This window comes from Xenorhabdus mauleonii (assembly GCF_900113945.1).
In the GTDB taxonomy this organism is placed as follows: Bacteria; Pseudomonadota; Gammaproteobacteria; order Enterobacterales; family Enterobacteriaceae; genus Xenorhabdus; species Xenorhabdus mauleonii.
Genome location: NZ_FORG01000019.1, coordinates 23,631 through 42,779, shown reverse-complemented (window position 1 = coordinate 42,779; position 19,149 = coordinate 23,631). Strand labels below are relative to the sequence as shown.

The 19,149-nt window shown below is 41.5% G+C and carries 18 protein-coding genes; all 18 read right to left on the bottom strand.

Features of this window, described 5'->3' with window-relative positions:
• Positions 1-24 precede the first annotated feature (24 nt).
• The 18 genes from BM100_RS16190 to BM100_RS16100 all read right to left on the bottom strand — a co-directional run bounded on the left by BM100_RS16190 (position 25) and on the right by BM100_RS16100 (position 18,718).
• Positions 25-561: a hypothetical protein gene (locus BM100_RS16190; RefSeq protein ID WP_092512796.1), complete on the bottom strand. Its 537-nt coding sequence runs from the start codon at positions 559-561 to the stop codon at positions 25-27.
• Between the two features lie 10 nt (positions 562-571).
• The gene (locus BM100_RS16185; protein ID WP_092512794.1) at positions 572-4,129 is read right to left on the bottom strand and encodes an LPD7 domain-containing protein; all 3,558 of its coding nucleotides are present in this window, start codon (positions 4,127-4,129) and stop codon (positions 572-574) included.
• A gap of 8 nt (positions 4,130-4,137) precedes the next feature.
• A complete protein-coding gene (gene icmT, locus BM100_RS23425) occupies positions 4,138-4,404 on the bottom strand; it encodes an IcmT/TraK family protein (RefSeq protein ID WP_092512792.1) in 267 nt (88 codons plus the stop codon).
• On the bottom strand, positions 4,404-5,564 hold the full coding sequence (traJ, locus tag BM100_RS16175) for a plasmid transfer ATPase TraJ (RefSeq protein WP_092512790.1): 1,161 nt from the start codon (positions 5,562-5,564) through the stop codon (positions 4,404-4,406). The genes icmT and traJ overlap by 1 nt, the downstream gene beginning before the upstream one ends.
• Positions 5,565-5,579: 15 nt before the next feature.
• The gene (locus BM100_RS16170; RefSeq protein WP_092512788.1) at positions 5,580-6,368 is read right to left on the bottom strand and encodes a type IV secretory system conjugative DNA transfer family protein; all 789 of its coding nucleotides are present in this window, start codon (positions 6,366-6,368) and stop codon (positions 5,580-5,582) included.
• Positions 6,365-6,823: a DotD/TraH family lipoprotein gene (locus tag BM100_RS16165; protein WP_244590708.1), complete on the bottom strand. Its 459-nt coding sequence runs from the start codon at positions 6,821-6,823 to the stop codon at positions 6,365-6,367. Before BM100_RS16165 ends, BM100_RS16170 begins: the two co-directional genes overlap by 4 nt.
• A gap of 352 nt (positions 6,824-7,175) precedes the next feature.
• Positions 7,176-8,468: a shufflon system plasmid conjugative transfer pilus tip adhesin PilV gene (gene pilV / locus BM100_RS16160; RefSeq protein WP_175494972.1), complete on the bottom strand. Its 1,293-nt coding sequence runs from the start codon at positions 8,466-8,468 to the stop codon at positions 7,176-7,178.
• Entirely contained in the window at positions 8,465-9,139 is a 675-nt protein-coding gene (locus BM100_RS16155) for a prepilin peptidase (protein WP_092512786.1), read from the bottom strand. The genes pilV and BM100_RS16155 overlap by 4 nt, the downstream gene beginning before the upstream one ends.
• Entirely contained in the window at positions 9,123-9,587 is a 465-nt protein-coding gene (locus BM100_RS16150) for a lytic transglycosylase domain-containing protein (protein ID WP_244590707.1), read from the bottom strand. The genes BM100_RS16155 and BM100_RS16150 overlap by 17 nt, the downstream gene beginning before the upstream one ends.
• A gap of 82 nt (positions 9,588-9,669) precedes the next feature.
• Positions 9,670-10,263 carry a type 4 pilus major pilin gene (locus tag BM100_RS16145; RefSeq protein WP_092512782.1) on the bottom strand — a complete coding sequence of 198 codons (594 nt, stop codon included), beginning with the start codon at positions 10,261-10,263 and terminating at the stop codon, positions 9,670-9,672.
• A 36-nt stretch (positions 10,264-10,299) separates the two neighbouring features.
• Positions 10,300-11,430 carry a type II secretion system F family protein gene (locus BM100_RS16140; protein ID WP_092512780.1) on the bottom strand — a complete coding sequence of 377 codons (1,131 nt, stop codon included), beginning with the start codon at positions 11,428-11,430 and terminating at the stop codon, positions 10,300-10,302.
• Positions 11,427-12,905, bottom strand: coding sequence for a GspE/PulE family protein (locus BM100_RS16135; protein WP_092512778.1), 1,479 nt, complete (start codon positions 12,903-12,905; stop codon positions 11,427-11,429). Before BM100_RS16135 ends, BM100_RS16140 begins: the two co-directional genes overlap by 4 nt.
• A gap of 5 nt (positions 12,906-12,910) precedes the next feature.
• The gene (pilP, locus tag BM100_RS16130; protein ID WP_244590706.1) at positions 12,911-13,477 is read right to left on the bottom strand and encodes a type IV pilus biogenesis protein PilP; all 567 of its coding nucleotides are present in this window, start codon (positions 13,475-13,477) and stop codon (positions 12,911-12,913) included.
• Positions 13,464-14,786 (bottom strand): type 4b pilus protein PilO2, encoded by a 1,323-nt coding sequence (gene pilO2 / locus BM100_RS16125; protein ID WP_092512776.1) that lies wholly within the window; start codon positions 14,784-14,786, stop codon positions 13,464-13,466. The genes pilP and pilO2 overlap by 14 nt, the downstream gene beginning before the upstream one ends.
• A gap of 3 nt (positions 14,787-14,789) precedes the next feature.
• Positions 14,790-16,424, bottom strand: a complete 1,635-nt coding sequence (gene pilN / locus BM100_RS16120; protein ID WP_092512774.1) for a PilN family type IVB pilus formation outer membrane protein — start codon at positions 16,422-16,424, stop codon at positions 14,790-14,792.
• A 48-nt stretch (positions 16,425-16,472) separates the two neighbouring features.
• Entirely contained in the window at positions 16,473-16,898 is a 426-nt protein-coding gene (pilM, locus tag BM100_RS16115) for a type IV pilus biogenesis protein PilM (protein ID WP_169924774.1), read from the bottom strand.
• A gap of 2 nt (positions 16,899-16,900) precedes the next feature.
• On the bottom strand, positions 16,901-17,854 hold the full coding sequence (locus BM100_RS16110; protein WP_092512770.1) for a TcpQ domain-containing protein: 954 nt from the start codon (positions 17,852-17,854) through the stop codon (positions 16,901-16,903).
• A gap of 381 nt (positions 17,855-18,235) precedes the next feature.
• Positions 18,236-18,718 (bottom strand): transcription termination/antitermination NusG family protein, encoded by a 483-nt coding sequence (locus BM100_RS16100; protein WP_092512766.1) that lies wholly within the window; start codon positions 18,716-18,718, stop codon positions 18,236-18,238.
• Between the last annotated feature and the right edge of the window lie 431 nt (positions 18,719-19,149).

The window sequence follows — 19,149 nt, the reverse complement described above, 5'->3', positions numbered from 1 at the left end:
TCTCGGTATCCTCAAAGGAGGAAACTAGCGAGTGAAGAGATAAGAATCACCAGATGAATCAGAAACGGAACGTTTCGGAGCGGGTGTTGCTGGAGTTCTTTGAGTTGGTGACGTAATTTGTGGCAAACTTTTCCCTATATCTATCCCCACTGGGCGTGAGTTTTTCCCCACAAGCGGAGGCAAACTTCCCACTGGTGTATTTATAGGGCGACTTAAAACAGGCGGTAAATCTCCCCAAGGGTCAATTTTACTGGGAATATAATCTCGGATCTTATCGCGTGCAGCTCGGCAGATTCTATCTTTAATACCATTTAGAACTCCGCTCAAATCAGGGAAAGTTGGTACTGTAATTGAAGTACTAATACTTCCCAAACACTGCTGCAGCTCTCGGGATATCTGGTTTTCACGTTGCGACCAAGATTCAGCTGCCTTTTTAGCTCGCTCATATCCTGCTTGTGCCCCAGCTTGAGCAGCTGCCCCAGCACGACAATTTGCAGATTGAGCTGGAAGCGAAAAACAACTGATCATAGCCATGACCAGTATAAGATAGTGTAATCGCATGATGATTCCTTTATGCCCCTGGTCGTGGTGTTGATGGGGTAGGTTTAGCGGTATGTTCCACAATGTCCTCCCGGATCTGCGAGGTTTGCGACGGTGGAGTGTAGTCATTCGTAAACCCAAGTTGTTTGTGCAGAGCGGGAGGGCACTTTGCTACGTCAACTAATGGAGCATAGAGGCGTTCATTTTCATCTTTTAACTTGAATACAAAGGCATTATTGGCTCCGTCTTCATGATTGACTGCATTCCCATAACCAATGACTTTGGGGCCATCAGGGGTTATTGAATTAAGTGATAAATAACGACTGCCATTTTCTCGGGTGCACAGTTTACCTAATACGGAATGATATTCGCCTTGATAATGCACCACACCTTGTATGTATTCGCCTAGTCCTTTCACCAGAAGTAATTTAAGCTGATTCTCGTCATTCGTGGCCTTCATAAGTACGGTTCCCGCATCTTGAGTGTGGGCAGGCAACTTCATATCGCTTGGGCGTATTGTCGGAGGCTGTGAACCTTCACCATTAGGTTTAAACCACAGTAGATCATTTGGTGGTGATGGTAAGTCCGGTACAGTTACGCCTGCATTTGTGGCCAGCTGAATTACTTGTTCTTGTATGGATTTAAAGTGATTCATATCATAGGGCATAAGGCTGGCAGGGGGGGCTGATTGGCGTTCATTGCTGACAAGAAGCTTAGAATCAATCGCCGCAGTAACTTCCCACCGGTTACGATTAGTAGTAATTTGATGTGTTTTTTCTACTCCATTCTCGTCTACAACAATTTTTCCTTGATTGTCTTTTACTTTGGCCAACACAGTCACTTCTTCACTGCCAAGCCATTTAAGCGTGGCAACCTCACCTTTATTTAATCCACTTTCAGGCATGACTTTCATTAAGTCCTTACCCCAGATATATCGTTCTCCTTGTGCAGTTCGTAGGTGCACGTAATAGCTTTTACTTTCAGAAGGGTCAAAATTATATTTGGCAGGGCCATATCCCAAGATAGCTCCGGTGATACCTGCTTGACTTTCTTTACGGCTGGCATTTTGTGGGGGAGCTTGAGGAAGCACTGCCGGGCGTAATTCAGGTGGCATCTCTGCTAGTAATTCTGATGAAATAATAGGTTTGAAGCTAGCATCCGAAGCACTATTCTGGGAAAGTTCACTTGGGCGTAATTTAGGTGGCAGCTCTGACGATAATCCTGATGATGGAGCAGCCGAAACGGGCGCTGATTTTTCGTTGGGCTCTGTGACAATACTTGCAACCGGACTGCCTACTGGTGTAGGTGTATCGCTTGGCACCGGTTCGTTAGCAAGGTTTTTGATTGCTTCATCCAGCATAAGTTGTTGCTGTGGGTTCTTCATTTTCACATCGAGATTATATTCTGCGATGAGGTTAATGGCGCGTTGTTTGAATTCATCACTACCCGTTAATTCGATTCGGCCACGATAATGCTCTCGAGCGACAAGAAGAGCCGCAAGTATCATGGAATCATTTTGACTAGATTGAGCAGTTGCCATCACGATACGATTACTATGGTCAACAAATGCATCTTCACCACTGAGCAAATATTTTACAGAACGGCCATCATTGGCTATTTCATGTGTGATTTGTTGCATTAAAGCATCAAGGTCTATTGGTGCTAATTGGCGTGAAGTTTCGATAAGAATCGCATTTTCTAACTGTTCATTCTGTTTTGCCGGTTCTACATCAGTAGCTAATTTTTCCTCTTCTTTTGCTGACGCTGCAGCTGCCGTTTCTTGATTTTTTAAACCTGTTATTTTTGAATCCCGTATTATATTGTGAGAATGTGCTTTATCTTCTGATATCATTTCTTCGATTGAAGGGCGGCGAGAATGCAACCATTCTTTAGCGTCTTCATCTGCCGTTTGAATTTTTTCTTTCTCGATATCCGGTTCGGGCTGCTGTTGTTCAGAAGTTTCTGTAACTTTTGTTGCTTCTACGCTCTGGGATTGCTGAATTTCCGTTGGAGTAGTTTGTTGTACGTCCTGCTTGTTGCCCGCAGACACTAACTCACTAACAACATCGGATGGCTCATTTTTACCAAGGGGCGCCTCTTGTGGTGCAATATTTGCAAAGTTGTCGTTGTTAATTGGCGCATCATGCTCATTTGGAACCAGTTCAGCCGTTGTCGGCTCTAACATTTCAGAAGATTCAGAGACATCTTGTTTTGGCAATTCAGATGCGGTGTTTTCGAATTGGTGTTCTTGTTGTTCCTGCTCCATAACATTTTCGATGATGTGGCTATAATCTGCATAATCCTCATTGGAGATGGGAGATTTTGGCGTAATATCAATGTTTGAATGGGATTCAGAATTATCTGATTCAAATACATCGTTCTGTATTTTTGTTGATTTTGATGGGCTTTCTGTCGGGGTATCAACCATTTTTATTGGCTCCATGCGAGAAGATGCTTGTATAACTGTAATTACAGGCTGCAGCTGATGTTTTAGAGCATCAATCCCTCTAGATTTATGAAGATCATTAAAATCTGTAAGACCTTTTTGGCGTTCTTCGTCCGTAAATACGGGAAGAATATAATGCCCCCCAGTTAGTTCAGCGGCTTGAGATGCTTTTTCCCTGCCTGGATTATCGGGGCGTGTAGGTTTTGGGATATCATCATCGGCTAGAAACCATTTTGGGCTGTCGGGATAACGTTCATGTATAGCTTGAGCAACTTTAACTAAGTTGCCGGAGTCAACGGCCATAACTACCGGATGCTGAATGGCTATTGCCGCACTTGCTGCGGTTGAATAACCTTCGGCAAATATAATCGGTGAGCCATTTTTTAAGGTGCCGCCTACCACATAGAAATTCCCTTCTTTTTCTCCACCTGTTGTAAGGCGCTTATCTCCGTCAGGGTCGATAGTTTGTAGTGTGCGAATATTACCTTCGACATTTGAAAGAGGGATAATTAGATTATCTTGGGTGTCCAGATGTACACCTTTGGCAGCCATCACTCCTTTACGTAATAGATAAGGGTGATTGTGTCCCGCCTGAGGAAGTTTGTTATAGAGAGTAGTAACTTCTTTGGCTTTGGAGTTTCGTTTAATACTTGTTTCTCTGTCCCGACGTAACTGTTCCTGAGCGGCGATAGCCTTAAGATGAGCTAGTTTTTTAGGATCAGGTCTAGTTGATTTTGAGGACCATTTTTTTAGGTCGCCTCCGTCGCGATGATCAACAAACCACCCGTTTGGATAACCATCTTCATGTCCCACATAGACACCAGATTTCTTCCCCTGCGTGTCACCAACCATACTAATGCGTTGTTTTTTTCCATTCATGACAGGATTGCCTTTTAGCTTACCTCCATGTGCACGAATGAAGTCCCCAAAATCTTGTCTATGATTACCTTCTGTAACTAGAGTGGTATCCATATGCCATTTTGATAATCTTTCAAGATCTGCGCCAGGGCGAGCTAACCACAGTTTTTTTTTGGCATCGAACTCTAGAGCATTTTGGCCATTCTCAAGTTTTCCAGCTTGTTTTTTGGCTTCTTGTAGTTGCTCTATAGGAATTACTAGATAGGTAGGTTCAGTTGCTTTCATTACATGCCCTATTCAAAGAATTTTCGATACCACCAAGGGCGTCCCGTGATTTTATTTCCACGCAGCCAGTGGTGAATCCTCTGGACTAACACTGTTAGTGTGTAACCGAATATGGATAGCACTTTGTATAAAATGAGCAGAGAGCAGCAGATGAAAAAGGTAATTTGCGTTGGCCCTATGAATAACAGTAGAAAAACTAGGAAGGCTAAAACGGGAATGCCATAAATGGAGATAGGCTTTCCAGCATCTAGCCAATCGTTGTAATTATTTTTCATTACGCAACCTTTCGCTTATTCGAGAATTCCCGCCATCCCATGATTTTCTCTGCAGTTTTTGCATCGATACGATTGTTGACGAATAATTGCCATGTCTGATCAACAATGCGTCTATTGTTGTCGCGTAAACTTGAGTTAATTATTTCAGGCCAGCGTGTGTAGTGATGCTGATATAATGCCTTGCGCCATTCGTCGTCAAATATTACGTATTCTCGTACTGCCGTTCGTTTTCCATCTGTAGTTGGTATCAAACGTTGTACGATGATATAACGAAGAGCATTCAGTAAATCGAATGCAATTTGTTCTCGCGAATCTTCGGGAGCCATAATGCAACAACGTGAGAATGCATGACCGGGTGAAAAAGCATGAAGGGTACTTAATGCTAGCTGACCGAATTGAGCACATGCCATTGCTGCTTGTAATGTTTCTAAATCACGAATTTCTCCGATACCAATAACAGTTGGTGCTTGACGTAATGAAAGGCGCAGCCCATCAGCGAAACTTTTAACATCCCGACCTATTTGGCATTGTTGAGGTTGTAGAACCCACTTAGGGCCGCCAAGCAAATACTCAACAGGATCTTCATAAGTAACAACTTTTCCGTCAGGATGTGTTTCTCCGTAATGCTGATAGGTCGATGCTAAAAGGGTTGATTTTCCAGAGCTAGTTACACCACAAACTAATCCGATGCCATCTAGTGGTAGAAGGCTTTTTCGCAGATCTTCTTCTAACCCTAAACTATCAAGTGTGGGAATCAGAGAGGGAATAACTCGGAGTGTTACGGCGAGTGCAGTGCTGAGGCTACCAATTGTGCCTTGTACGAAATTAGAACGGAATCTGACTCGTTCACCCCGCTCTAATTGATATCGCCCATTATTATCACCTTCCAATTGTAGGGCTCTGTCAACACCATTTCCGCTTTGTACCTGTGCTTTAATTTCAGGCGAAAAAATTTCATCAGTAAGCCGTATAAGATTGGAGTGTTCTAGTTTAAATTGGCTCGAAATGACTTTGCGGCCATAGTGATCAACAGTGATAGGTCTTCCACTTTGTAAATGAATATCAGATACATTGTGTCGGTAGCAGTGAACAAAAAAACCACGTAACTTATCAGCATTAGGCCCGCCACGACCGAAATCGTAGTGTGTTAAGGGAGTCATAGTGCGTCCTAGGAATTATTTCTTTGAGGGGGTAATGACAGGTTTCCAACGTTTTTTGTCTAATTCGAATCCAGCACGCTGTTTCAGATCCCGAACTCTATCGCCAATCATCAATTTGTTACGAGAGCCAGTCACAGATTGGAGTTCTTCGCTGATCACCGGTGGTGAGATCATGCCTTGTTGAATCAACGTTGAATAGCGTATCATCCCAGAATAATCTCGGGTTAATCGATGGAAATTACTTTCTAAAATACGGTCCGCACTTTCACGGCCATCTTGCCAACCTTTTTTGATCGCCTCCCGCCATACTTTTTCTTCTGCGCTGTTTTTCGGTTTTATCTCTGAGGAAACATCAAAATTGATAGCCAACCCTGAGAGTAAATATTGACGCCAAGTTGGAGGATTACTGACAAAACGCTCTGATACTAAAATGTTATAAACCTTGTTCGCTGTACGAATTTGTTTATCAGTAATGTGTGCTAAATCTTCTGATACCACGATGACTGGAGGCAGCCAGCCTTGCCGGTTTATTAATGGAGCGAATTCATAGAGACGGCTTAGGATATCATTTTGGTTATTTAACTCTTGTTGTAATTCCCAGGCTCGTTGGGCTTTTCCTCCTCTAAATCCAACTGTTTGTCCAGCGTCATTCAATAATTGCCATAATGTATCGTTCAAGCCATGTTTATCAATTGATTGAGGATATAGGTAAGCGTTTATATCTGGTGGTGCAGTATCCATTGTCGCCCCAATCGTTGGCATGGTGACAAGTGCTAGACACAGGGGCAATACTTTTAGTGTCATGCTAATGTTCCTTTTTTCAGCGGCAGCATAAAGTAAAGACGCAACTCAACGGGATTTTGTTCCAGTTGGGCTCTCCAATCGATCTGAGTTCGAATTACACGTAATAAATTTTCAAAAGTGATGTCTTGTTCATGAACACTGATAGGAAGTGGTAGCCGAACACCGGTATATGCGAAAACTAAACCGCGTTGATGTGCTATCTGGCTAAGGAGTTCAATCGCGTCACCATCCCAAGTTATGGTAATGCGCTGAGAATTAGAGCTAATCTTTGTGGGAAATTGAGTGATAGCCTTTTCTAATGCCCCTTTCTGGTGTAGTTCTTGACGCAATTCTTGCATTTGCTGGATTGAAAGAGTTAGGGACTTGGGAGGATGATATTGAGAAGCCATTGGTTTCTGCTGACATCCGGCTAATATCACAGATAAAGTAATAAAGATAATCAGTCGATTCATCATTGATGTATTCCTATTTTACTGCGCATGCAAGTAGAGGTTGGAGTTGTTCCAGATAGAAGTAGAGAGAAAAAGGTTGCTTTTGGGCGGATTATTTCCAGTGACCAATAACTGTTAGTGCCGGATCTTCTTGCCACTAATCCCATGAATATCAAGTAAATTGATATGCACCAAATAAAGTGATGAATGTGAAGACGTGGTATTTATTGTCTGCGTTAGTGAACGTATAAAATCATAACAAATTGACAGATTACCGTTTAATCGATGTATATAGGGCAGCAATCAACCGAATAGAATTTAAATACAATTCCCTAATATGGAAATATATGGATTACTATTTAAAGCCTATTGCTTTCTAAATACAGGCGGCTGCACAGCTGGCCTCTCCATTACCACCGACTATAGACTTTAATATCCAGTCTCCATTGTTGTTTCGAGACACAAGACAACCACGGTAGTTGGTGTAATCATAAACCGCGCGGTGAAGCGCACAAAATTTATGTTTTCCAAGGTTTACAGTTTCTCCATCCCACGCAGATTTTGAGAAGAAAACTGCATCGTTGAGTTGTGATGTAGACTGCCAAGTCCCAGATTTACAGGAAAGTATATTGCCATCGGAATCCCGACCAACAAGGCCGTTTGAATTACAGCTTTTATTAACTTGTGCTACACCTAACTGTAAAAATTCATCCGTAGAAATTCGTCCCTTGGAATGAATTTTGTCATTAGATTCAATATTGCCCGCTTTGACTTGGCCTCCAGTATAAATGCCTTTGTCCTTCCAGCTTCGAACCCAGTTTTCATCCGACATATAAAATCCGCCCTGATGAGTGCTGTTCATCCAACCTTTATCGTTCTGTGTAATGATCCATCCGTTGTTACTCGTAATATCTTTATTTACAGCTAGGGATTCGCTGAAATTGCCGTTCTGAGCATTAATTTTTTTGCCATTTATGTTTCCACCGTTATCAATATCGTAATTATTCAAATCAATGGATGTGTGCATTCGATTTAAATCAGGTCTTCCATTGACCTTAAAACGATAAAGGCGATCACTTTCTTCTGCAGCTGTACCCAATACCTCGGAAGATAGATAAGAGACGATATGCCCACTCTGACCACTGAGGCCAAAGTCAGTTAATTTTACCTGCCAGCCCCCGCCTGCACCGTTGGCAATATTGTCAGGGTAAATATAGCCGCCTAGCCCTGTTATTCCTGTGGAAATAAAGCGCAGCCCTTTAAATGGAATTTCACTACCGCCAGTAGTGAGAATAAATGCAACCATACTATCTTTCTTGGCTGGGTTTCTGGCCACAGATAGGACATAGGTCTGATTGTTATTATTTGTTAAAGCAAAGCCATGAGGTAAATATCCTTTATCACGCAGATCTTGACCTGATATGGATCTAGGCTTTCCATCTTTTATTTGATTTAGCAAGGTAGTGTAGTTGTCCTTTATGTACCGGCGACTACCTTGGCTAACAATTGTGAGATGTTCTGCAGTCACATTCCAAGCTCGCTGATCAGTATAATCAGCATATTTTTGCATCCCGATAGGGGCTGCGAGTAATACGATGGCTAAAACCAGCGCCAAGGAAACTAATGATAACCCCCGATTAATAGGGGGGCGGACTGTATCGACTGTCATAAAACACCTTGTATAGTTTGCAGGGGAAAGAATGTGGCCAAAATAGCAAGAAGTGCGAACAACCAAGGAGCATACGGCTGAGCATGCTTTTTAGTAAAAAGTGCGCCGACAATAAACATGATAAAAGCAATACCGCATAATACATTGGCTTGCTGCCAAGGAATCCAAGCACAAAGGGCTGCAATTAGATGTACATCCCCTAGTCCGAATCTTTCTTCGGGGTGCTTCCGATTAACGCAATAATGAAATAAACGCATGATTGCAAACATGGTGCAGCTGCTAATCACTGATTCAATAAATTGAATCTTGTTATCTGGCAGTAGAGAAAACAGGACTCCCGTCAACCAAAACCCTGTAGTAAAACGGAGAGGCAACCAAAAATTACGTATATCAAGAAGCGCTAATGGTATTCCCCAAGCCAATAGCACCCAACATTTGATTATTCCTATAGGACTTATATTAGAAAGTACCCCCATTATAAGTAACGAAGTACTGGCTAATGTGAAAGTTGCTATAACGCTATTTATTTGTAAGCGTGTCAAAGAGAGGCCATTGTGTGTTTGTATAAACAGCTTGGCTGGAATAACCAATATTTTTGCAAATAATGCTGCGAATAGTGGTATAGCAATACAGAGAAAGGACCAAATCATTAAATTAATTAGTGCCTCCATAAAGCCTTAGATAAACGGAATAAACTTTGCGAGCGTAGAGCATTCTCCTGCTACTATTATTATTTGCAAATCCAGCATTATAAGATCCTAAGCACTCCCAAGTTACTCCACATTTTTTTAGATGTTTGGCTAATACCCAAGCCCCTATTTGGACATTAAGGCAGGTATTATTGAGCAAATCTTGTTCATCATTAATGATGCCCTGAGCTTGCAACTGAGGAATATGTATTTCATTTATTTGCATGAGTCCGTAATCACGACTGGTTATACGACCTGTTTTGTTGCGGTTTTTTCCTATAGCACGGGGGCTAAGATTACTTTCCACAGTTGCTATCGAACGTAGCAATAAAGGATCTACTTTGTAGCGTGCTCCTGCTTCGTTAAAACAGAATGCTTGAGCTTGTATTGGCACAAATAACAAAACTATTCCTGTGAACACAATTAGCATCAGGAACTGCTGTAAAGCACATCGCATGGTAATGCGCTCCGACTAAATGATGCCGATAGCAAAATGCTATCGGCAAGGAGGATTAGGTATTACTGGTGAATATCAGTGTATTTTGACCAGCAGAACCATTATCAGGAGTACATTGAGCGCCAATGGCATTTGCTGCTATTGGGCCGTTAGTGGATTTTCCGTTTACTTGCGTAATTACAATAGAAGGAGCTGCACTTAATTTAGTTGCGAGAGTGATACATGCTTCCTGAGGAACAGAAGCGTAGGTCAAAGAAAAGCTGGACTTCTGGCCACCGGCTGAGGTTACAGGTTGAACTGTGACAGCTCCTCCCCATAAGTTTTGTAATTTCGCAGTGCCAGATGATTTGGTTCCCACTATCGTCATATTAGCAGGAGCGCCGCCGAACTGGATGAGTGCTCCTGTCATGGCATCTGCGGTGCTAAAATTGTATGTACCTGATGTTTTTGTCATTGCGCGGGTGTTGTTTAATATTTCAGCGGCATTATTGTATTCGGTACTGGCGTCATTGCGATTAAATAATCCTCCTCCTTGTGTAACGGCTACGCTTAACACAACCAGAGCCAAAACGAGCCATATGGCTGCTTCAATAAGTGTGATAGCGCCTTTATTAATGGCACGGCGAGGCGAACTAATGTATAGCTTCATTTTATTTCCTGTGTATATAGAAATGAGATTGTTGGGCTAGTGATTGCCAACTAGGTTGTTGAGGTCTTGAGTTGCTAAAAGAATGAGAATCATATAACCGGCACTAGTTCCTAATGCGATATTAGAAAGTAACTTCGCTGTTTTCTTGATCTTAGCAACGGTTTGTTTAAGCCAATTTCGGGCAAAATTCTCAATAATATTTTCGGCATTATCGCCACCGGTAAGTAACGCCAATTTATCGATAGCACGGGGTGATGGAAACCCGAAACCAGCATTTCGTAATGCTATTCCAAGATGATCACCTTGGCTTACTTGTTGTTGAGTGGCTGCTAACCGCTCGAATAACCAAGGTTGTGCATGATTGCTCAATATATTGATGGCATCTTGAGTGGTTACTTGTGCTCGCATCAAGGCACTAAAATTCAGTAAAAATCCGACTCCCAAGACATCCCGATAAATACTCCAAGGCATTATCTTATCAAGAATATGTTTACGAACGTTGCCTGTTAAGTTAGGCATTGACCATGTAACAAAGCCGATAATGAATAGAATAAATACACCATGTAAAAGAGCATTATTAACGAAAAATTCAGATATTGAGTTTAACCACCATAAGGCTCCTCCCCAATTCTCTTTACTTGATAGCGTTTCTAAGCGTGGCAAAAAATAGACTGTTACCATTTTCATCATGGCGAAAGTTGTTCCCAATAAGAGCATTGGGTAAGCCAGCGTGGACATAAGAGCAGACTTCATTTCATCCATGCCCTGTACGACTGTAATGGCGCGGTTGAGTGCAGCAGCGAGGTTACCATCTTGCGCACCAGCGCTAAGAATTGCGGCTTCTTGTCTGGGAACCCATTCAGAAAATCCTTGATCAACCGATTTGCCTTGGCTAATTGCAGACAGCGCATCTTCTAAACAAAAAACAACAGGCGGGCGTTTTGTTCCATAACTGAGGATCATTGCATTTAAGGCTTTCTCAACAGGAAGATTGTTATCCAGAAGAAATGCGAGATCTTCGTAGAGCGTTAAACGGTCTGTGGTTGTGAATGTTTTTTGAGCCAACCAACGACCCAACCTGTCATTAATATTGTTAACTGAGAATCTATCAGATTGCTTACTTACACCAGATAGAAGACTTTTTAACGCTGAAAAATCAAGTTTCATATTTCCTCCCTTGGTAACAAGGTGAGGCTATCTTCATCTAATGGGCTAATGTAATCAGCTTTGATGGGATCAACTAAACCGGCATTGAGGTATCTCTGCAAATGTTGGCCACGAGTGATGCCACCAAGTTCATGAACCCAATAACTGCGTGCGGCTAGTTTGCCTTTGTTTCGATAAATGCTCATAAATTTTGCATCAGGGCGAATAACTTCGGCAATAGCCTTACGTCCTGTAACACCTTTGTGGCAGTATTTGCATCCTGAAGAATTTTGAAAGAATAGCTTTTCTGTATCACAGAAATTTTGTAAGAGAGCCTTTTTTTCTGGTTCCAAGGTTTCTTTAACGTCTTTCCAGGATTCTTTACAATGAGGACAAAGTAGCTGTACCAATCGTTGTGATATTAGACCAATCATCACTTGAGGATCAGCAATCTGCCCCATTGGAATATCCAGCGTATCTGTCAATCTATCTAAAATACCGACAGAACAGTTCGCATGTAGAGTGGTAAATACAAGATGCCCTGATTTAGCGGCAGATAATCCTGATTGCACAGAATGGGAATCCCTAATTTCACCGACAATCATTGCATCAGGGTCTAGTCGCAATAATGCTGATATAGATCTAACCCAAGCTCGGCTGACCGTCTCAGGATTATTTTTATCCGCAATAATGGGTATCTGGACAGCTCCACGAATAAGCCCTTCTGGAGGGTCTTCTAACGTTAATAACCGTTTGCGATGATTGGTGAAACTTAGATATATCTCACTAAAAGTCCGTAGAGAGGTACTTTTCCCTGAGCCTGTAGGCCCAGAAATGATGACGACTCCTTCTGGTGTTGAAAGCATACGGCGAATTAGGAGTTGTTGTTCAGGTAGGAAGCCCAACTCATCAAGTGTTGGAGGTGCTTTCCCTTCATCAAGCAATACGCGCATGGCCACATAAAGGCCGAATTCAGCAGGAGTATGTGAGTAACGCGCACCAAATAATTCTGTAGCTTTAAGAAATTCTTTACGTATGCGAGCATCTTGCGGTCTGTGTGCATTGAAACTTTTTTCTGCTACATCGCACATGGACATTACTATTGTGGATGCCAGTGTTTTTCCTTCCTCTTCATCCAATTTGTCGATTGTTTCTAAGTCTCCATGTATACGAAATTGTACTAAGGTGATCTTATTCATACCAATCAGGAAATGGATATCACTGGCCCCTAACTTTTTCGCCTTTCGGAAGTATTCAATGACCTTCGCTTGAGGGTTAGATGCTTTTTCATTTTTTATTAGTTGTTTTTGTTGAATATCCTTAAGTTTATCGAGTTGAACTAGCTCGATGAGTAGATTTGGATACTTAAGACGCTGTTCAGCGAGTATTGATTGTAGTTGATGATTACCCCGATGACTCTCAGATACATAAATTACAGGTTGTTCTGGGTTTGACTTATCTAGGTAAAAATGTTCTCCACTATATCCAATGGACATTATTGTCACCTCGCAAAAGAGAGAGAAATAAGTGACTTATTAGGTGCTGCTATAATGACTTCGTTAATACTAATACGCCGAACAACATAATCTGTTCCCGGTATTTGGCTGCCTGTTTGGATAGTGACCTGATTACCATTATTTAAGGTAAGCAATGCAGTAAAATTTTTTCCTCTGCCAGAAATTTCAATCACCTGTGGTAGGGTTGTCTCTTGGGTTGCTCCCTTAATATCTGTTTGATCGCTGTCTTGTATTGATGAAACAGGGCTGAATAGAAGTTCAGATGAACTGTCATAACCGTTTTTTTGCAGTTCGCTCAACGCCTTAGCTCGGGCTAATTGGGCTCCGTAAAGAACAGTTTCAGCTTGAATAGATTCAAGTTGCCCCAAGTTTAAGGCGCGTCCTGCTTCTGTTCGTTTGAATGTTGTTACAGTTTGAGTTGGTGTGGTTATAGAGGACTCTGGGGGCTCGTTGATAGCTGTTGATGAAGATGGTGAATCAGTATCTGGATTTGCATTAACTGCTGGCGTTATCAGTGCCATACTTAAGAGCCAGACTTTAATGTTCTGCATACAGAACTCCTTCAATGTTGTATTCCAATCGGTTGTTTCTAAGCAACGTCCTTATGCTCATGGCTCTAATCCCATTGCTATTAAAACGGGAAGGTGCAAACAATCGATCAGGAGGTATATCAGTGATAAATTCAAAATCGTAAGCACGAAACTGAAACGGCAAGTTATTAGCTTCACCTTGGTTTGGTTGAATTGTGACGGTACTTTCACTCAGCCTTAGTTGCGCGTTAATACGTTGCGCATAGCTGGTTAAATTTTGAATCTGTTGATCCTCGGATAATAAAGATTCAGGGTGTGCCGGAGGAACTAGAGAAAATGGCAGAGTGAATGATGCTGAATTCGCTCCTCCAAGTATGTTGAAAATTGGTTTTGCTTCGCTATAGAACAAAGGAAGACGGGCAGTAAAATCACCGATTGTTCCCCCACTTGGTAATGAATAATTCAGTGTAATGCTTCCTGAATTGTTGCAAGTGCTTGAGTCGAAAATCCATCCTGCTATAGATATAGGGGCTTTTTCCCAAACTTTGCTACAGGCTTTCACCATGTCAGGAAATGATGGAAGCGAGCTCCATGGTTTCATGTTGTCGGCGATTTTCTGCTGATTTTCTTTACTGGCTTGCTGTGCTGAGAGTGCCGCTTGAGCTGCCTCAATGCGCATTTGAGATTGATGATCTTGCCAAGCGTTGTTAGCTAAGTATCCTCCAAATAAAATGAGTGCAGTACTTCCTAAAATCCACAACGATTGCTGATTATGTGTTTTATGAAGACGAGCCCGGCGAATGTTTATTTTATTGGTGAGTAGCGAAGAGAGTTCTAATTCTTCTGCATGTATGTCGTGAAAAAAATTAGCGGGCCCAAATACTGACCATCCATTCTCGGGCTGTGGAGTTATTTGTAGAAATATGTCTACTGCAGTCAAAATCGAACTTTTGTCACCAATTACATCACCAAGAGAAGATAGTTTCTTGTCAATGACTGCGACAAACCAATATTGCTCACCAGAAAGCTGAAAAACAGCGTAACAATTGTCTGGTAAATCAGGGAGAACAGTGAGTGCCATTGATGCAAGGATATGGCCACTTTTTTTTATGGGTTGTGTATCAGTGATATTCACTGTACCCAATAATGTCCCTTGTGCTTGATTATCTTCGGCAGCTCGCGCTGACCAGTAATTAGCTTTCTTCTCTTTAGCGCGTAGGAGCATGTTTCTCCGCCCGCGTATAGATAAGTACTGCCATTGTAGGCCAGCTATTAACCAACCATTGTCTGTTTGTAACAGGTGATATGTTGGTATGTTTTGTTGAGTCATATTTTACCCCAAAATAACTGGTGTAATGAGAATGACTAACATAGTTTTATTGTCTTCACCTTTACTCCCCCCACCTAATCCGAAGAAGCGAAAACTTCCTACTCCTTGACGATTAGTTGTATTACTCAATGATTGATAGCCACTCAATATCAATGTTTGACCTGATTTCATGATCACTCGTTGAGTAAATGTTTTGAGGCGAGTTCTCATGAGTTCTACCGATGTTTTTTCACTGGTAAATGTTCGCATCGTGGGATCATCAGACATATTGATCGCAAACTGCAGTTGCATTTTTGATGAGTCAGGCATCAAAAATGGCAATACAGTCATGTTAAATCCGGTGGTGATTGTTGATTTTGTGATACTGCTGGATGAACCAACGTTAGGAGTATTTTCAGTTGTAACACTTGAGGCATAGTCTTGTTGTAATGCGACCTGAATAGGCACTGCTGACAAGTTTGTAGTCATGCTTGAGGCTTCGGTCATAACGCTAACATTGGCTTGTTCTGAAAGGGCTTTAATAAAGGCTGTTGATCCTTCACCTTTACCATCCAGAATTGAAATGCCGCCATTTAAAGCACCGGAAGCCGCACCAGTAAAGGCATTGCTTAAGGACACCCCGACACTGCTTGTATTAAGTATGGATTTCCAATCAATGCCCAGTTGATCCTGTTGGCGTTTTTCAACACTGTATATTTGAACATTCAAAACAACTTGTCGGTTTAATTGTTTGTTACGATCATCTAAATAACGACCGATTTGTTCCAGTACTCTTGGTGTGTCCGTGACAACTAGTACACCGGCAGACATATGCATTCGGCCTACACTTGGTGTTAACATCGATTTTATTGTGTTGGCCACGTCTTCATATAGATTGGATTTAATTTCCATCTCTGTAGATTGAGATGTATTTGAATCACCACTTAACCCGCCATTGCCACTATCACCGGTGGCACCTACTGATGATGTTGTACCGCTAATAGTTTTAGAGCCAAAGGCTGCTTTACTATCCATAAAATTTACAGGAAAGGTGCGTGTATCCAAGTAAAAAATAGTAATTCGGCCTTGTTCGTAACGCCAAGACAAACCAAGCCGAGTTGTTACATTATCTAGCATGCCTCCCAATTCACCTTGCCAGAATAAACTACGCAGAGAAGAGGAATCGTGAGTGGGCTGAATTGATTGAGAGTTTTCTCCTCCAATTATTGAAAGAGGAAGCATTCCGTTTGGATCTGGAGCAGGTATTGGTCCGCTAATACGCTCAGTCTTCCCGCTGCTTTTTGGGGTTAGCATGGCTCTGGCGTCAGGCGTTACTATCACCGATAAACGGCACTGTTTGTTAATAAAAGCACTGACCTCTGCTAAGGTAATATTGCCTGGGCGGTTGATGGCAACAGCACAAGGTGGAAGCGGTATATTGCCGTTCAATGGTGCGTTTATAGGATAAGGGTTAATCCATTGTGTGGATAGATTACGGACAACTGAGCCGCTTTTTATGGCCTGTAAATTCTTATCCGCTTGTTTTTCATCTGATACCACTTTGTTATCAATTTTATCGATACGATCCAATGGGGCACAACCGGATAATAGCAGGCACAAAGCTGCCGCTACCCCAGTTAAGGGAAGTCTGTTTTTCATGGAGATCTCTTGGATTAAGAACGAATAAGGCTGGGGTAAGATACGGAGTTAGTTAAGGTATACCAACTGACCGTTAGCAATATGGGCTGGGACGGCAACTTGCATATCATTGCCAGAATAATCGATCAAACGTCGATTAATCACTGTACCAATCAATGCTGAATTATGAGTTTGAGCTTGTAATGCTGATATTAAACCAGGTTGATTATCTTGATATACAAATACACGATTAGCTTGTAATACATGGTGTAAACCCGGTACTGGCACCCAACCTAAAGTATTATCTGAAATAGTTCCTTCGGTTTGTGCTGGATTGTTATAACGCCAATCGTTGATCTCATTAATATAACGTGCAGTTTGAATAGCTCGTTGGTTCAAATCACTTTCTTGTCGTTGGTACTCTATTGGAATGCTGCTAGTGATGTCTCCTATGACAAGGAAACCAATAAAAAATGACAGTAACCAGTAGTACACAATTAATGGATCTCCTTATCATCTACACTTAGCACACACTGTTCATTGCGAATACCAGCATATAAAGGAATTTTAGCAGCACCGTATAGAGTGAATAGGCTATTCAATGCGTCGTGATAGCTACCTTCGAATTTTAAAGGAGCATCAACGCGATAGTTAATTGATGTCGCCCATACCACTGACCAATTCTTTATTCCTGGTGTGGTACATGTTTCATTGGTCGACCAATTGAATAATGCGTCTTTTAAAGTATCTCCTGCCTCAATACGCCATACTTTTCTTTGGGTTATAGGCTTAGGTGTAATCCCTATAACTGCTGTTTTTTCTGAGCTAGCCATTGTTTGTTCTAGCTTGGGTTTAGCTGCCCCAAATGTAGATAGTGCTGGAATGCTTTTTTCTGATACTGGTTTTGACGATATAGACACACGTTGTGTTGTCCAATCTATTGTAGCTATCAATTCTTTTTTCATCATTATCTGATTGAGTACATAAGGCCATTGGGAATTACTTTCCCATTGTAATGATTCATGCACTTCTGGTTTGATGTTTTTCCCATAATTTTGTTGCCAGTGTACAGGAAGTATCAGCATAACAGCTTGGTTTAGAGTTTCAGATTTTCCAGCACTCGCCGGCACAAGTAGTTTAGGAGGAGTACCTATATAACGTATAGCTTGTAATCCGCTAACTGCTTTTGCTGTTAATGATGAAGAGGTTGAAGTACTTGGAGTGCTCTTTGTTGCTTTATTGCTATCTAGAGAAGTGGCTGGATATTTAGGATTAAGTTGTGTTCGGCTGACTTGAGCTAATTCGCTGTGCGCTTGTTTTATTATTGGTAACTGTTCTTGGATTAGTGTTGTGACAAATTTTTGAGCTGGAACAGCCGGGGGTGTTTGAATCGTTGTGGCACATCCGCTCAACATCGCCGGCGCTAGTGCGACGGGAAGGAGTTTTTTCATTGGCTTATTTTCCTGTCTATGGGACGTCGGCCCCTTCTAGGTTTATTTGTGCTATCAAGTACTTTCTGGGCTAAAACATCCCTATCTATCGTTGGTAATAGTCCAATTGCAGCTTCAAGAATATTACGGCAAGACACCGGTCGATTTAGAATATCGGTCAAACTAACAGCTTGCTCATTAAGGAGTTGGTCGTATTGAGCATTCAGAGAATAGCTCTTTGATTGTGATTGGCGTTGAATCATTAAAATCATCTCGGTTATACGCGATGGCGTAATTATTGGAATTTGCCAGTATTTGGGAGGTCGTAATATTAGTTTTTTCCGACATTTAACGGGAAGACTGTAATGTGGAATATCTATGTTGAGTGAACGTTCTTGACCGTTAGCGCAAGGATTCTGCAAATGCGTAAAACATCGCACTGCGAGTTAATCCGTTATTTTCTTCAACCAGAGATTGGATTTGTCTTCTTTGTTGATTATTCAAAGGCTTTGTATTATTTCGCCAACTATGTTTACCAGGATGTTTAGTGGTAAACGCTTGAGTACAAACTGGTAGCTGCATTATTTCATCAACAACAGAATCGCGGATAGGCGTTATTTCACCAGCAAAACGAACGAGCTGACTTATCCCAGGGCATAGTTCAATTTCTGAGGTGTGATCTATTTCAGGATCAAAGAAAACAAATAAATAGCCAGGAAAAAGTTGCTCCATTACTTGTCTAAATTGGCCTGGTCTATCTGATCTCGGTCGATAACTACGGATTGTAGGGCTAAAAGCCATTATATTCCTTCGTCCTAGAGCTATCTGGGCTTTGAATACGTTATCTTTACCAGCTTTATGGCAAGCGAGATACCAGCGTTCCATGATGTTCTAATGTTTCCCAATGATGAAATGAAGAACTGCAGAAGAATATTAAAGCGCGGTGTAAAGGACAGGCTCCGCCAAAATCGCACCCAAGGAATGCAATTGGCAAAAATTTAATATAGAGGAGATAGGCATTGATTTTCCCCTTAACTATGACTGCGCTTTAGCCTGAACTGTTTTGATGGGTAGAAAATAGGAGTATTTACTATCCGAGCTAACATGGGTTTATGTCTGTATGGAATAGTATTTTCAATTTAATCTGTTGTAAAATGATTTATTGAATTCATAAATTTTGTAAACCAACAAAAAACAGTTATTAAGTTCTGTTAAGGGTAATTTAAAGATAAAAAAATTTACCAAGGATCATTTTTACAGATGAATTTAGACATTAAAGTAAAAATACAGAATAAATATCTACTGTTAAATTTTTT

Excerpts from the sequence above, each read along its gene's own strand:
- BM100_RS16190 (WP_092512796.1), bottom strand. The coding sequence starts at position 561 with ATGCGATTACACTATCTTATACTGGTCATGGCTATGATCAGTTGTTTT.
- BM100_RS16185 (WP_092512794.1), bottom strand. The coding sequence starts at position 4,129 with ATGAAAGCAACTGAACCTACCTATCTAGTAATTCCTATAGAGCAACTA.
- icmT (WP_092512792.1), bottom strand. The coding sequence starts at position 4,404 with ATGAAAAATAATTACAACGATTGGCTAGATGCTGGAAAGCCTATCTCC.
- traJ (WP_092512790.1), bottom strand. The coding sequence starts at position 5,564 with ATGACTCCCTTAACACACTACGATTTCGGTCGTGGCGGGCCTAATGCT.
- BM100_RS16170 (WP_092512788.1), bottom strand. The coding sequence starts at position 6,368 with ATGACACTAAAAGTATTGCCCCTGTGTCTAGCACTTGTCACCATGCCA.
- BM100_RS16165 (WP_244590708.1), bottom strand. The coding sequence starts at position 6,823 with ATGATGAATCGACTGATTATCTTTATTACTTTATCTGTGATATTAGCC.
- pilV (WP_175494972.1), bottom strand. The coding sequence starts at position 8,468 with ATGACAGTCGATACAGTCCGCCCCCCTATTAATCGGGGGTTATCATTA.
- BM100_RS16155 (WP_092512786.1), bottom strand. The coding sequence starts at position 9,139 with ATGGAGGCACTAATTAATTTAATGATTTGGTCCTTTCTCTGTATTGCT.
- BM100_RS16150 (WP_244590707.1), bottom strand. The coding sequence starts at position 9,587 with ATGCTAATTGTGTTCACAGGAATAGTTTTGTTATTTGTGCCAATACAA.
- BM100_RS16145 (WP_092512782.1), bottom strand. The coding sequence starts at position 10,263 with ATGAAGCTATACATTAGTTCGCCTCGCCGTGCCATTAATAAAGGCGCT.
- BM100_RS16140 (WP_092512780.1), bottom strand. The coding sequence starts at position 11,430 with ATGAAACTTGATTTTTCAGCGTTAAAAAGTCTTCTATCTGGTGTAAGT.
- BM100_RS16135 (WP_092512778.1), bottom strand. The coding sequence starts at position 12,905 with ATGTCCATTGGATATAGTGGAGAACATTTTTACCTAGATAAGTCAAAC.
- pilP (WP_244590706.1), bottom strand. The coding sequence starts at position 13,477 with ATGCAGAACATTAAAGTCTGGCTCTTAAGTATGGCACTGATAACGCCA.
- pilO2 (WP_092512776.1), bottom strand. The coding sequence starts at position 14,786 with ATGACTCAACAAAACATACCAACATATCACCTGTTACAAACAGACAAT.
- pilN (WP_092512774.1), bottom strand. The coding sequence starts at position 16,424 with ATGAAAAACAGACTTCCCTTAACTGGGGTAGCGGCAGCTTTGTGCCTG.
- BM100_RS16110 (WP_092512770.1), bottom strand. The coding sequence starts at position 17,854 with ATGAAAAAACTCCTTCCCGTCGCACTAGCGCCGGCGATGTTGAGCGGA.
- BM100_RS16100 (WP_092512766.1), bottom strand. The coding sequence starts at position 18,718 with ATGGAACGCTGGTATCTCGCTTGCCATAAAGCTGGTAAAGATAACGTA.